Genomic DNA, 14229 nt, shown 5'->3' on the forward strand with positions numbered 1-14229 from the left:
CTCTTCCAGGGGGGCGAGGCGATCAGAGGGTGAGGTTGTCGCCGGTGGCGACGCGGGCGGAGTCGGCGGGCAGTTCGCGGGCGACCCCCTCCTCGACGCACCCGGTGTGCAGCAGGGTGGAGGCGGCGCCGAAGGCCGCGTCGGCGAGCGCCAGCCGCCCGCCGGAGAAGCGGGCGCCGACGGCCCGGTACCGGTTGACGCCGGTGTCGATGCGCACGTGCGCGGTCTCCGCGTCGGCCGCCGCGCTGCGGTAGTCGCCCAGCTCGATCCGGACCGTGCCGGTGCCGGCGGCCCGGGTCAGCAGCGCCCGGCGGGCGTTGCTGCCGGTGACCACCGCACCGCCGTCGACGACGAGGCGCTGGTCGCGGACGGCCGACAGCTCGATGCCGGTGTCGGTCAGGGTGCCGCCGCGTACCACCACCTCGGCCGCGCCGATCAGCAGCGGTGCCGCGCCCGGCGCCCCGGTCAGGGTGCAGTCGGTGAAGTGGACGGGGCCGGCGCCGCGCATGATCGCGCCGTCCAGGCCGCGGAAGGTGGTTCGGACGAAGTGCACCGGGTTGCTCACCGGGGTCTGCACGATCACCGTGCCGGCGGGCTGGTCGAAGTCGCAGTCGGCGATGACCGTGGGCCGGCGGGAACGGGTCGAGCGCTGGGCGATGCTCAGCGTCCGCGCCGAGCAGCCGCGCAGCTGCGCGCCGTCGGCGTTGACCTGGAGCGTGCCGGCCGGGTCGAAGGTGGAGCGGGCGACGACCCGCACGTCCTCCAGGGTCAGATCGGTGATCTTGGTGCCGGCGACGAACCAGGAGCAGACGTGTCGGCGGACGGTGATCCGCTTGGCGCTGATGCCCCACTGGCCACCGCTGTTGGCGATGTCCATCAGGCCGGAGTTGCCGGTGAAGACGAGGTCGTGCTCGTACTGGCCGTGGGTGGTGAACGGGTTGCCCCCGGCGTCGTCGCCGTCGCCGTGGCAGTTCTCCACCGTGCAGTACGCCGAGGCGGTGAGGTCGTTGAGGTGCCGGGCGTTGGAGCTGCGGCAGTCCACGACGTGCCCGTACAGGCAGTAGATCTGCTGGGTGAGGTAGCCGGCGCCGCCGTACATCACGGTCGGCGGGTTCTTCAGGGTGCAGTCGGCGGTGGTGAAGTGGGTGCACCAGCGGCGCATGATCACCGGCCACCAGGTGCCGGTGGCGTCGATGCCGGAGACGTCGCAGCGCACCGCGTACTCGTAGGCGACCGGGTGGGAGCCGCTGTACTCGCGGTCGTCCGGCCCGGACCCGGGGTACTCGCCGGTGAAGGCGACGTGGCCGAGGAAGACCATGTTGCGTACGTGGGCGCGCTGGACCGGTTCGACCCGCCGCCAGGTGATCGTGCGTCCGGGCTCCAGCGCCCAGCCGTTGAGGTAGCCCACCCGGATGTGGGTGCCGTCGACGATCTGGGTGACCTGGACCATCTTCTGCAGTTCGCGCTCGTCGGCGCCGGTGAGGGCATTGCTGGTGGCGGTCCACCACTGGCCGACGGTGAAGCGCCCCGAGTCGGGCACCTGGAACACGTCGGTCAGCTCGGGGACGGTCTCGGTGAGGGTGTGGGTGATCGTCGTGTCGGTCACCGCGCCCCGGAAGTAGAGCACCGCGCCGAACGGGTTGTCGTGGGTGTTGCGCTCGATGCCGTCGGTGTGCACCGTGTGACCGCCGAAGTCCAGCTCGATGTCGCTTCGGCCGAAGGTGTGTCGCTTGACGAAGCGCAGGTCGGTGTGGGCCTCGATCCGATGGATCGCCGGGTCGGCGACCATCGCGTCCAGCGCGGCGTCGGCGGGGGTGTCCCGGCCGAAGATCCCGAACATCCGGAAGTCGCCGACCCCGTCGTGCACGGCCGACCATCGGCCGCGCCGGTCGCCGCGCCCGCCCGGGTACGGGTCGTGCACGGTGCCGCCGTTGCCGGCGGCGGTGCTGGTGGGGTCCCAGCGCAGCAGCATGCCGCCGCCGTCGCCGGGGGTGTGGTAGCCGGCGACCCGTACGAGCGTGCGGGCCGTCAGCGCGGCGGGGGTGAGGTCGGCCAGGTCGGCGACGGTGTCGACGCGCAGGACCTGGTCGTGGGGGGTGGGAACGGACGTGCCGAGTAGACCCATGGAGAGCCTCAACCTTCGCGGTCCCGCCGGCCGGCGGGTGCGCCGGACGGCGGTGCTGGGGGTCTGTGGGCGCCGCGGGGCGCCACAGGACGGGGGGAAGGTCGGGCAAACGCGCGAGGCGCGCAGGCGGCGGAGCTGCTGACCGGAACGCCCGGTGCCGGGGCTGCGGCACGACGGGAGTCAGCTGGTTCGCCCGAGACGGTCGCGGTCGGGCCGCGACGCTGGCGGAACGTTAAACAGCAGGTGAACCCGCTGTCAAGGGGTCTGTTCCGCCGGGACGTGGCCGAGCCGGACGGAGATGGCGTCGGCGGCCTGGCGCACCAGTCGTCCCAGCTCCTGGTATCGCCAGCTGGGTAGGCCGAGCTTCAGCCCGGTCACGCTGATGGCTCCGCAGCACGCGCCGGTGTGGTCGCGCAGGGCGCTGCCGATGCAGAACACCCCCTCGGCGTCCTCCTCGTCGTCGAGGGCGTACCCGGCGCGGCGGACGTCGGCCAGGTGGGCCAGCAGGGAGTCCAGGTCGCAGATGGTGTGGTCGGTGCGTCGGGGCAGCCCGACGCGGCCGATCAGCTCGGCGACCTGCGGCGGGGTCATCTCGGCCAGCAGGGCCTTGCCCAGCCCGGTGCAGTGCGGCAGCTCGCGCGTGCCCATCCGCAGCTCGATCTGGATCCGTTCGCCGTTGCTGACCTGGTCGACGACGACCGCGTGCGCCCCCTCGGGGACGGCCAGCCGGGAGCTGAGCCCGGTGTCGCGGGTCAGCCGGGCCAGCACCGGGCGGGCGATGTCGCGCAGGGAGAGCTGCTCCTGGGCGCGGACGCCGAGGCGCGCCAGGGACATCCCGAGCCGGTAGCGCCGGTTCATCCCCTCGCCGTCGTCGGCGGCCAGGCCGTGGTGGCACAGGGTGTGCAGGGTGGCGAACGCGGCGCTCTTGGACAGGCCGCAGACGCGGGCGACGTCGGTGACGCTGAGCCCCTCGCCGGGGGTGGCGGCGGACAACGCCTCCAGCACCTCGGCCGCGCGACTGACGCTGCGCACCAGGTAGCGGGAGCTGTCCCCGTCTTCGGTGGTGGTCATGGTCCTTCTTTCGGGCAGGGGGAAGCCGAACTGTTCGCCAAGGCCGAACAGGGTAACAAAGCTGTTCGAGATTTGGCATCCCGGCGTGTTGACCGAGGCGAACGAGCGTGCTTAGTATGCCGAACATCGTTTGGCAATGCCGAACAGTGTTCCGAAACTTCGAAATGTTCCTCCTGCGGCGGACACCCCGCGGCACCGCGACCGGGCTGGGTCGCCGCGCCGCACCGATGAGGAGAAGGTGTGAATTCACGATCGGCCCCGACCGGCGCCACGCTCGCCGAGCGGGCGCGCCGGGTCATCCCCGGCGGCGTCAACAGTGGACAGCGCAGCATCCCCGGCCTCACCGAGCTGGTGATCGCCCGGGCCTCCGGAGCGCACTTCTGGGACGCCGACGGACGCCAGTACACCGACTACCACGCGGCCTTCGGGCCACCACTGCTCGGTCACAACGACCCCGACGTCAACGCCGCCGTCACCGAGGCCGGCAGGCGGCTGGACCTGTGCGGCGTGGCCGTCACCGACGGGGAGGTCCAGCTCGCCGAGACCCTCGCCGAGCTGGTGCCCAGCATCGAGAAGGTGCTGCTGACCAGCACCGGCAGCGAGGCCACCTTCCACGCCCTGCGGGTCGCCCGCGCCGCCACCGGCCGGCGCCTGGTGGTCAAGTTCCAGGGCTGCTACCACGGCTGGCACGACTCGGTCAGCCTCAACGTCATCTCCGCCCCGGACAAGGTGGGCGTGGCCGACCCGATCTCCACCGGCATCCTGCCCGAGGTCCTCGACGCCACCCTCGTGCTGCGCTTCAACGACGTGGCCGCCGTCCGGGCCGCCTTCGCCGCGCACGGCGACGACATCGCCGCCGTCATCGTCGAGCCGGTGCCGCACAACGTCGGCTGCCTCCTGCCCGACCAGGAGTTCCTGCGCACCCTGCGCGAGGAGTGCACCCGGGCCGGCAGCGTGCTCGTCTTCGACGAGGTGATCACCGGCTTCCGGCACGACCTCGGCGGCTGGCAGAAGATCAGCGGTGTCACCCCGGACCTGACCACCCTCGGCAAGGCCATCGCCAACGGCTACCCGATCGGCGCCCTGGGCGGCCGGGCCGACCTGATGGACATGTTCAGCACCCACCCCGGCGCGCCCGCGTTCTTCGCCGGCACCTACAACGGCCACCCGGCCGTGGTCGCCGCCGCCATCGCCACCCTCGGCAAGCTGCGCGCCGAGCCCGTGCACGAGCACGTCTACCGGCTCGGCGAGCGGGCCCGCGCCGGCATCACCGAGGTCCTCGCCGACCTCGGCGTCCCCGCCGTGGTCACCGGCCACGGCTCCGTCTTCGTGACGTACTTCATGGCCGGCCCGGCACCGCGCAGCTACGACGACCTGCTGCGCAACGATGCCGGCATGTTCATCGGCTACCGTCGGCGGATGCCCGAGCACGGCATCTTCGAGCTGCCGCTGAACCTCAAGCGCAACCACATCTCGTACGCCCACACCGACGCCGACATCGACCACCTCGTCGACGCCACCCGGGCGGCCGTCCGCGACACCCTCGCCGCCGGCGGGGTGACCGAGCTGGCCGGCACCGCCACCATGGGCGGCGCGACCCCCACCGGGGGAGGGCGGCGGTGATGCTGACCGTCGACAAGACACGCCCGGTCGGCCCGGCCGGGCGGATCAGCCGGGTGGAGACGCTCACCCTCGGCACCGCCTGGCGCGACTTCTCCTACGTACGGGTGCACACCGACGCCGGGCTCTCCGGCGTCGGCGAGATCACCCACCCGTACCGGGCCCGGGAGACCTGCCAGCTCGCCGAGGCGATGGCCGGGCGGCACCTGATCGGCGCCGACCCGTTCGACGTCGAGGAGATCTGGCTGCGCATGTACCAGGGCGACTTCCTGCGCGGCGGCGACGTCGGCGGGATCGTCGTCTCCGGCGTCGACCAGGCCCTCTACGACATCATGGGCAAGGCCCTCGGCGTGCCCGCGTACCGGCTGACCGGCGGGGCCTGTCGCGACCGCGTCCGGGTCTACGCCAACGGCTGGTACACCGGCGACCGGGAGCCCGCCGCCTTCGCCGAACGGGCCGTCGCCACCGTCGCCAAGGGGTACACCGCGCTGAAGTTCGACCCGTTCGGCGCCGGTCTCGGCGAGCTGTCCCGCGCCGAGCTGCGCCGATCGGTCGACATCGTCGCCGCCGTCCGCGAGGCCGTCGGGCCCGAGACCGAGCTGTTCGTCGAGGGCCACGCCCGTTTCGCCATGCACACCGCCGCCCGGCTCGTCCGGGAGCTGGAGCCGTTCGACCTCGGCTGGTTCGAGGAACCGCTGCCGTGGACCCACATCGAGCGGTACGCCGAGCTGCGCGCCCGCGCCACCATGCCGATCTCCGGCGGCGAGCACTTCCACAACCGTTACGAGTACGCCCGGCTGTTCGCCACCAACGCGGTCGACATCATCCAACCCGACCTGTCCATGGCCGGCGGGTTCACCGAGGTGCGCAAGCTCGCCGCCATCGCCGACCAGCACGCCATGGTGGTCGCCCCGCACAACTCCAACTCGCCGCTGTGCACCACCGCCTCGGTGCACGCCGTCCTCGGGATGCCGAACTTCAAGATCCTCGAGACGTTCGACGGCCTGTTGGAGGAGTACGTCTTCGACGCCGTGCGCGGTGCCCTGCCCGTGGTCGACGGGCACATCGACCTGCCCACCGCGCCCGGCCTCGGCGTCGAGCTGGTCGACGAGGTGTTCGTCGAGCACCCGCCGAGCCACGGCTTCTGGAACATGTTCGCCGAGGGTTGGGAGAAACGGGACCGCCGATGATCGTCGACGTGCACTCGCACCTGTTCGACTGCCCGGACCACGTCGGCGACCCGTTCGCCGCCGAGGCGGCCCGGGCGCACGGCGGCGAGGTCGACCTGACGGTGCGGTGGTCGGAGTACGCGGCCACCGCACCGGAGGACACGAAGACGATCGTGGTCGGCGGCAAGGCCCGCCGCTCCGGGCTGTGGGTCGACGACGCCGCCGTGGCCGCGTACGTCGCCGCCCAGCCCGACCGGCTCGTCGGCTACCTCGCCCTGGACCCCACCCAGCCCGGCTGGCGCGACGAACTGGAGCACGGGCACCGCGACCTCGGCCTGCGCGGCATCAAGCTGATGCCGATGTACGCCGGGTTCGACCCCGCCGACCCGGCCCACGACGACCTGTACACGTACGCCGTCCGGCACGGACTGCCACTGCTCGTGCACACCGGGACCACCTTCGTCTCCACCGCACCGCTGCGCTTCGCCCTGCCGGTGCACCTCGACGAGGTGGCGATCCGCCACCCCGAGCTGCGGATGGTGCTGGCCCACCTCGGCCACCCGTACGAGGGGGAGTGCATCGCGGTCGTCCGCAAGCACCGGCACGTCTACGCCGACGTCTCCGCGCTGCACTACCGACCCTTCCAGCTCTGGCACAGCCTCCGGCTCGTCCAGGACTACGGGGTGTGGCACAAGTTGCTGTTCGGCAGCGACTATCCCTTCACCACCGTCGACGCCTCGATCGAGGGGCTGCGGGCGGTGGGTCGGGTGCCCGGCATCCCCGGCCTCGACCCGCTCGACACCGAGCAGATCGAGCAGCTCATCGACCGCCCGTCGCTCGACCTGCTGGGGTTGGCATGACCATCGTCCCGCCCTCCTTCGACCTGTCCGGCCGGCTGGCCGTGGTGACCGGTGCGGCGCGCGGGCTCGGGGCGGCCTTCGCCACCGGGCTCGCCGCCGCCGGCGCCGACGTCGTGGTCGTCGACCGGCCCGGCGTCGACCTCGGCGCGGTCGCCGCCGCGATCACCGACCGCGGCCGCGCCTGCCATCCGTACGCCTTCGACCTTGCCGACACCGAGGCGATCGCACCCTGGGTGGACGACCTGCGGCGCGCCCACGGGCCGGTGCACGTCCTGGTCAACAACGCCGGCGTGGCGCGGCTGGAACACTTCAACGAGATCACCGTCGCCAACTGGCGGGAGGTGATGCGGGTGAACGTGGACGCCGTCTTCTTCCTCGCGCAACGCGTCGCCGAGCACATGATCGCCGACGGGGTGGCCGGCCGCATCGTCAACGTCTCCTCGAAGAACGGGCTGATGGCGGAGGCCGGACTGGCCCACTACAACGCCTCCAAGGGCGCCGTCGAGCTGCTCACCCGGTCGCTCGCCGCCGAACTGGGGCCGCACGGCATCACCGCCAACACGATCGCTCCCGGGATGATCGCCACCCCGATCGACGGTGAGTTCTCCCTGGACCGGCAGGCGTTCGAGGCCGCCTGGGAGGAGCGGATCCCCCTGCGCGGCGGCTACGGCACGCCGGCCGACTGCGTCGGCGCGCTCCTGTTGCTCGCCTCCGAGGCCGGTCGTTACATCAACGGCACCCACCTGGTCGTCGACGGGGGAGTGCTCGCTGACCAGATGCCCCGACTGCGGTTCATGCCGCCGTACCGCAGCACGCTCTGAGGGCGCCGGGACGCTCGCGGGCCCGGCCGGGCCGCCGTCATGCCCTGAGGTAGGCGAGGACAGCGAGCACCCGACGGTGCCGGGCGTCGTCAGGCGGCAGGCCGAGCTTGGCGAAGACGTTGCCGATGTGCTTTTCCACCGTGCTGGCGGTGACCACCAGCCGCTCGGCGATGGCCGTGTTGGAATGACCTTCGGCCATCAGCGCCAGGAGTTGCCGTTCACGCGTGGTCAGCGCCCCCAGGGCGTCGTCCCGGCGCTGCCCGGCCAGCAACTGCGCGACGACCTGCGGGTCGAGCACCGTCGCGCCGCGGGCGACGCGATGCAGGGCGTCCAGAAACTCCCCGACCCTGGCGACCCGGTTCTTCAGCAGGTACCCGACCGCGCCGGAGCCGTCCGCGAGCAGATCGCCGGCGTAGGACGCCTCCACATACTGGCTGAGCACCAGCATGGGGGCGCCGGGCAACTGCGAGCGGGCGGTGATCGCCGCGCGCAAGCCCTCGTCCGTGTAGGTCGGCGGCATCCGCACATCGACGATCGACACGTCCGGGCGGTGTCTGAGCACCGCCTCGACCAGGGCCGGGCCGTCACCGATCGCGGCCACCACCTGGTGACCGTCCTCGGCGAGCAGGCGGACCAGGCCCTCGCGCAGCAGTACCGCGTCGTCGGCCAGGACGATCCGCAGCGGACCGCGGGCCGCGCGGTCCGGCGGTGGTTCGTGCGGGTTCAGCAGCACGGCAGTTCCGCGGTGATCGTCGTCGGGCCGCCGTAGGGACTGGTGACCCACAGCCGGCCGCCGACCGCGTGCAGCCGGTCTTCCAACCCGCGCAGCCCGTGTCCCTTGTCCAGCGCGGCGCCGCCCACCCCGTCGTCCGTCACCCAGACCCGCAAGGTTCCCTCACGGTGGCGCAGCCCGATCGCACACCGGTCGGCGCGGCTGTGCTTGGCGACGTTGGTCAGGGCCTCGGCGATCACGAAGTACGCGGCCGTCTCGACCGCAGCGGCCAGCCGGTCGTTCAGGGGGTCGGCATCGAGTTCGACCGGTACGGTCGAGCGCGCGGCCAGGGCGGTGAGCGCCGCACGCAGACCGCGGTCGACGAGGATCGGCGGGGCGATGCCACGCGACAGGGCCCGTAGCTCGTCCAGCGCCTCCTCGGTCTGGACGATCGCGTCGGCGAGCGCCGCGCGGACGGCCTCCGGCCTGCTGTCGAGGTGGTGCTGGGCGCGACCCAGTTCCATCGCCAGGCGGACCAGCCGCTGCTGGGGCCCGTCGTGGATGTCGCGTTCGAGCCGGCGCAGCGCGGTCGCCTCGGCGGTCACCGCGGCGACGGGCCGCGCGCGGGCGGTGTCCCGCTCCCGCTCCAGTCCGCTGATCCTGCGGTGCACCGCGGACGCGTCGGACAGCAGCGCCTGCCCCAGCCCGGCCTGGGCGGCGACGCACGCCCGGGTCACCAGCGGCAGGGTGAACAGCAACAGCAGGCCGACTGCGGTCCCGAAGGCGAGCCGCTCGGTCGGCGACGTCAGGCCCAGGGTCACGGCGATGTGGGACCGGGGGCTGCCCACGGTCAGGGTCGTGGGCCGCATCGGTCCCGCGGAGGAGTAGGGGCTGCGCAGGGCGGACGTGCCGGCGCCGAGTCCGACGAACCACCACAGCACCGTCACCACCGAGGTGACCAGGGCGACAGGGAGCACCGCCACCGCGTGCGCCACGCCGAGCCACAGCCCCGGGCCGGACGCGGCTGTCTCCTTCGGTCTCCGCCGCTGGCCCACACCCCCCACGCCGACGGCCGGGGGACGCACCTTGGCGATCCGCCACCGTTCCACGTCGGCGAACCACCGCACCAGCGCCAAACCGCCGGCCACGACCGGCGACCGGCCCGGCAGCAGCAGACCGACCGCTCCGACACACAGACCAGTGAGCACCAGCAACAGGCCAGCCGCGGCGGTCACCGGCGCGGTGAGCAGGTACAGCGACTCCACGAGCGTGCGACGCCCCGTACGGAAGACGAACCTGACGCCCGACCGCCACCGACGCCCGCGGCTCGCCACCGCTCGGCCTGGACCGACCACGACGGCGGATTCCCCACCGTCGCGCGCACGCCGATCCGCCTTCAGGTCGACCATCTGCCCGGTGGAGGTGACCCGGTGCCGGTCCGGCTGTGGTCCTCGAAGACCAGGATGCACAGCGCCGATGTGGACGTGCGCTGGCGGTAACTCGTCGCCCGGCCCGCTGGACCGTGTTCATGCCCCATTGTTCCCTGTTCTGGCGCAGCGGTTCTGACATCGTGGTGCTGCCGTGGCGGTTCAGGCATCACGGCGGGTGAGAGCCGAACCCCGGCCGCTAGCGCGTCCATCGTATACGTGCGCAGCAGGATCGCGGGCGTGCCGGAACGGAGAGCAGCGGCAACACGAACAGCACGCCGACCATGGCGCGGATGGCGCCCACGGCGTGCCGGATGGTCGCGCCGATGCCCAGGCCGACGAGCGCGATCAGCGGGGATGCGCCGGCCATCACACCGCGCGCCGTACGCCAGGTTGACCGAGCGTGGCCTGCGGGGCCGACGCTTGCCGCGGCCGCCTCTCTGCGCCCGCCCTGCCCCGAGAGGTGGGGCAGGCCCCACCTCCAAGTGTCCGGCGCACCCCCGTGACCGGGCGTCCGCCGGTGCGGGATGGTGATCGGAATGAACGACAGCATCACAACCCACCGGCGCGCACGAACGATCCCGAACACGATCTGCTCGCCGCCGACCCGGTAACCGCCTCATGGTGGCGGCGGCCCTCCTGGCTGCGGCCGGACCGTCTACACACACTCGACCGAGCCGAAGGAATCTCCTTGCGCAGTCCCGTAGCCCCGTCGCGATCCGCAGGCGTCTCCGGTCGCATCCTCGTCATGCTCGTCGCCCTCGCTGTGGCCCTCGCCGCCGCCTTCGTCGTCGCCCCGCGCACGCTGGCGGCGAGCGGGTCGGGCGGCGGCTTCGTCGGAAGGCGCGACCTCGTCGAGGCCCTGGGCGAAGAATTCGTCAAGTATTGGCAGTCCGGCGACCGGGCTTTCTCCCCGGGAATGCAGAGGGTTGTCGATTACTGGTTCCGTTACCACCTGGCCAAGGCCGTGATCGCTGCGATCTTGCTGATCGTGCTCGTCGCACTCGGCCTTCTTCTCTGGAAGGCATTCCTGAGGGCCGGCGGTATCGGGGCGGGAAGGAGGGCCGCCCTCACGTCGGGCGGCGTTCTTGTCACGATGCTCGCGCTGTTCTCGTTGGCGATGGTGATGGCCAACGTGCAGGGTGCGGTAGCGCCCTACGCCTCGCTGTTGCCGATGTTGACGGCCGGCGAAACCGACGGAGAGCTCGCCGACACGCTCGATCAGGTCAGGCAGCGACTGGCGGATTCCCTGAGCGCGGGTGACCAGACCCCGCCGGCCCTCGAGGTGATGATCAGCGACTTCTCCCGATATCACGTGGCGATGGCCGTGGTTGCTGCGATCGTGGCGGTCGTCCTCGTCGGCACGAGCGTGGGGTTGTGGAAGAGGGTTGCGAGAACAGCGCCGTCCGACAGGCGAACGAGGCGCGTGTTGGGGTCCTTCGGTGCTCTCTCGGCGTTGTTGTCGCTGGTCGTGATCGTTGTCGTTGTGGCGAACACGACCACCGCAGCGGACCCGGCGCCGGCACTCCTGGCCTTCTTCGACGGCGGATGGTGACGCACCTCGTGGGCGATCAGCTGCACGCTCTCCAGCGAGAAGACACCTCTCGTGCTGTGGGCAGCCCTCCGCTGTGCCAGCCCTGGTGCGGTGTCCACCAACGTTCCCCGGGTTTTCGACGGATTTCTGTGGATCATCGCTGTAGAGGCGAGCGACTCCCACCGGGGGGCGGGCCACAGCGCGATGACCGTCGCAGGGCCGGGCGCCATTCGGCGTCGGCCCGGATCAATGCGGGGCCGGCTCTTGCTTCGAAGGTCAAATGTCGGGAAAACTGGCCATGATCCTCGTGGGCCAGTCGCGACGCGCGGTCCGTGATGTGGACAAGGAGCTGACACGTGGGCATTGGTCGGCGCAGCGCGGGAGGGTCCGTGACAGTCGACAGTGTCGCCATGCCGGCCATGGTGTTCACACTGCTGACCCGCGCCGCCGTGGCCGGGGTCGCATTTTCGCGCCGGCCTCCGATGTGGATGCCGGCGGCCGTCGCGGAGGGTTCCGGCCCGGTCGACGGCACCGCCGCTGCCGTGCTGCATCGCCAGACCTCGCGTTGCCTGCTGCTCGGTGCTCTGGCATACCGGGTGTGCGTCCTGCCCGTCGCCATGGGCCTGCTCGCGGTGCGCGGGGAGCCGGTGGCACTGGTTGCTCTGCTGCCGATTGCGGCTCTGCTGCTGGCCGCCAACGTCGCGGCGATCGTCACGGTCCACCGGCGGTCTACGGTGGACCTCGAACGCGTACGCGGGGCCGTGCTGGTCGACCTCGCCGTGGCGTACGGGGTGCACGTGGTGGGAAGTGCGGTGGTGCCCCACACCGAGGTGTTCTGGTCGTACCTGGCCGGCGCCGTGGTCCTGGTGACCGGCGCGTACGGGCTGGTCGGTGGCGTGCTCGCGGTGCTGCTGTCGATGCCGGTCCAGTTGGCGACGGTCGCGTTCGGCGCTGCCGTGGACAGCGGAACGGTCGCCGGCCGGGCCGGGTGGCTCGGATTGGCGGTGGTGGTCGCGTTGGCGGCGCTCGTGATCTGTGGGCTGAGTCTGCACCTGACCATGTCGTACGGGATCCAAGCCGGTCGGGAGGCCGAGCAGGCCCGGTGGCTGCGGTCGCTGCACGACACGGTGTTGCAGACCCTGGAGGCGATCGCCCTGCACAGCGCGGCGGATGAGACGGCGTCAGCGGTGCAGCTCGCCCAGGTGCGGGCCACCGCCCGGGTCCAGGCCGCTCGGCTGCGGAGGACGCTCGACGACCCCGGTGGCGGCAGAGACAACCCGCTCGCCGACGGGTTGGCCGAACTGGTGGAGGAACTCGCGGGACGCGGGCTGCGGGTGGAGTTGGCGGTGGCCGCCGGCGCCGGCAGCCGGATGTCCGGCCCGTACCGGGACGCGGTCCTCGGTGGGGTGCGGGAGGCGCTGGGCAACGTGGCAAAGCACGCCGGGACCGGTGACGCGGTGGTCCGCGCCGACGAGGAGAGCAGCGGCCTGGTCGTGGTGGTCCGTGACCACGGCTGTGGCTTCGACGTCGCCGGCCGACCCGGGTTCGGCATCCGGGAGTCGATCGTGGCCCGGATGCGCGAGGTCGGCGGCAAAGCGACCGTGGAGTCCTGGCCCGGCCGCGGCACCCGGGTAACCCTGCGGGTGCCGGCATGATCCGGCGGGGCCGTCCCAGGCGCGGCGTCGGCACGGCAGCCCGGCCGGCTGGCCCGCGACCCGCTCTCGGCGCGCTGGCGGGCGTCGTCGGCGCGCTGGTCGGGGCGCTGCCGGTAGCCCCGCCGGCCAGCCATGCGGCACCGGCCGGCTGCGCCAGCCCGGTGGGAGTGCACACCGCCGGCACCCCGTGGGCGATGGAACTGCTCGGGCCGCGCCGGGTGTGGCCACTGAGCACGGGTTCCGGGGTGCGGACCGCGGTGCTCGGCACTGGCGTCGACGCCCGTAACGCACAGTTTCGCCCAGGCCAGGTCGAGGAAGGTCGGGACGTCCTGGCCAACCGCTCCGGGGCCACCGACGACTGTGACGGCCGAGGTACCTTCGCCGCCGGCCTGATCGCCGCCCGGCCACACGACAAGACCACCTTCGCCGGTCTGGCTCCCGGCGTGTCCGTGCTCCCGGTTCGCTACACCCAGACCACCAGACAGGGAGACGGGAACGTCGACCCCGGCCGGCTCGCCGCCGCCATCGACTTCGCCGTCACCGCCCGCGCCCGAGTGATCTACGTGGTACTGCCGGCGACCAGGAACAGCGCCCAGCTGCGGGACGCCACCGCACGGGCGATCGCGGCCGACATCGTGGTGGTGTCGCCGGCCGCTTCCGGCGCGCGGAACCAGGGTGCGACCAGCTACCCGACCGCCCTGCCCGGGGTGCTGGCGGTCGGTGCCTTCGGGCCGGACGGCGCGGTGGCCTCTACCGAATCCGGTGACCACATCGGGGTGGCCGCCCCGGGAAGACAACTGGTGAGCCTCTCCGCCGGAGCGGCCGGTCGGCTGGGACACTCGCCCACGGTCGACGATCCGGCCTACGCGGCGGCGTACGTGGCGGGCACGGCGGCGCTGCTGCGGTCCTACCGGCCGGAACTCAGCGCCGCCGAGGTGGTGCGGCGGATCGAGTCGACCGCGCAGCGAACCGCGGTTGACGGGCACCACCCGCAGCTCGGCTGGGGAATGGTGGATCCGTACCGGGCGGTGGCCGCAGAGGGCGTCGAGGATCCGCCGGGACCCGTGGGCGCGAGCGCGCAGCCGGTCGCCGCGGCCCGTGCGAACCCCGGTTCCCGTGTGGACCCGTCGGTGCTGCCGCTGGCGTCGGCGGGACTCGGGGCGGCGCTGCTGCTCGGGATCGGTACGGCCGTGGCGCGTCGAGGCCGGGCCCGCGGTTGGCGTCCCGGCGGCTGA

Annotated in this window: 12 protein-coding genes; 7 read left to right on the plus strand and 5 right to left on the minus strand. The window is 72.4% G+C overall.

Translation table 11 applies throughout. The features are described 5' to 3' along the window. Positions 1-22: 22 nt before the first annotated feature. Together AB0L34_RS05505 and AB0L34_RS05510 are read right to left on the minus strand one after the other, a co-directional pair. Entirely contained in the window at positions 23-2125 is a 2103-nt protein-coding gene (locus AB0L34_RS05505; protein ID WP_363702135.1) for a hypothetical protein, read from the minus strand. A gap of 255 nt (positions 2126-2380) precedes the next feature. Further along, positions 2381-3196, minus strand: coding sequence for an IclR family transcriptional regulator (locus AB0L34_RS05510; protein ID WP_363702137.1), 816 nt, complete (start codon positions 3194-3196; stop codon positions 2381-2383). Positions 3197-3436: 240 nt separating this feature from the next. Between AB0L34_RS05510 and AB0L34_RS05515 the strand changes: the two genes are divergently transcribed. From AB0L34_RS05515 to AB0L34_RS05530, 4 genes are read left to right on the plus strand one after another with little or no spacing between them, the layout of a single operon-like run. After that, positions 3437-4819: an aspartate aminotransferase family protein gene (locus tag AB0L34_RS05515; protein ID WP_350705935.1), complete on the plus strand. Its 1383-nt coding sequence runs from the start codon at positions 3437-3439 to the stop codon at positions 4817-4819. Next, positions 4819-6006 (plus strand): mandelate racemase/muconate lactonizing enzyme family protein, encoded by a 1188-nt coding sequence (locus tag AB0L34_RS05520; protein ID WP_350706185.1) that lies wholly within the window; start codon positions 4819-4821, stop codon positions 6004-6006. Before AB0L34_RS05515 ends, AB0L34_RS05520 begins: the two co-directional genes overlap by 1 nt. Then, positions 6003-6845, plus strand: a complete 843-nt coding sequence (locus AB0L34_RS05525) for an amidohydrolase family protein (protein WP_363702139.1) — start codon at positions 6003-6005, stop codon at positions 6843-6845. Before AB0L34_RS05520 ends, AB0L34_RS05525 begins: the two co-directional genes overlap by 4 nt. Beyond that, positions 6842-7666, plus strand: coding sequence for an SDR family oxidoreductase (locus tag AB0L34_RS05530; protein ID WP_363702141.1), 825 nt, complete (start codon positions 6842-6844; stop codon positions 7664-7666). The genes AB0L34_RS05525 and AB0L34_RS05530 overlap by 4 nt, the downstream gene beginning before the upstream one ends. Positions 7667-7703: 37 nt before the next feature. Here AB0L34_RS05530 and AB0L34_RS05535 read toward each other — a convergent pair whose 3' ends face one another. From AB0L34_RS05535 to AB0L34_RS05545, 3 genes are all read right to left on the minus strand, one after another. Beyond that, a complete protein-coding gene (locus AB0L34_RS05535) occupies positions 7704-8348 on the minus strand; it encodes a response regulator transcription factor (protein WP_363702186.1) in 645 nt (214 codons plus the stop codon). A 41-nt stretch (positions 8349-8389) separates the two neighbouring features. Next, positions 8390-9643 (minus strand): sensor domain-containing protein, encoded by a 1254-nt coding sequence (locus AB0L34_RS05540; RefSeq protein ID WP_363702143.1) that lies wholly within the window; start codon positions 9641-9643, stop codon positions 8390-8392. A 361-nt stretch (positions 9644-10004) separates the two neighbouring features. Further along, the gene (locus AB0L34_RS05545; RefSeq protein WP_363702145.1) at positions 10005-10178 is read right to left on the minus strand and encodes a hypothetical protein; all 174 of its coding nucleotides are present in this window, start codon (positions 10176-10178) and stop codon (positions 10005-10007) included. A 375-nt stretch (positions 10179-10553) separates the two neighbouring features. Between AB0L34_RS05545 and AB0L34_RS05550 the strand changes: the two genes are divergently transcribed. From AB0L34_RS05550 to AB0L34_RS05560, 3 genes are all read left to right on the plus strand, one after another. After that, positions 10554-11360 (plus strand): hypothetical protein, encoded by an 807-nt coding sequence (locus tag AB0L34_RS05550; protein ID WP_363702146.1) that lies wholly within the window; start codon positions 10554-10556, stop codon positions 11358-11360. Positions 11361-11728: 368 nt separating this feature from the next. After that, positions 11729-12994 carry an ATP-binding protein gene (locus AB0L34_RS05555; RefSeq protein ID WP_363702148.1) on the plus strand — a complete coding sequence of 422 codons (1266 nt, stop codon included), beginning with the start codon at positions 11729-11731 and terminating at the stop codon, positions 12992-12994. Then, complete coding sequence (locus tag AB0L34_RS05560) at positions 12991-14229, plus strand: S8 family serine peptidase (protein ID WP_363702150.1); 1239 nt, start codon at positions 12991-12993, stop codon at positions 14227-14229. The genes AB0L34_RS05555 and AB0L34_RS05560 overlap by 4 nt, the downstream gene beginning before the upstream one ends.

This window comes from Micromonospora sp. NPDC052213 (assembly GCF_040679695.1).
GTDB lineage: Bacteria > Actinomycetota > Actinomycetes > Mycobacteriales > Micromonosporaceae > Micromonospora.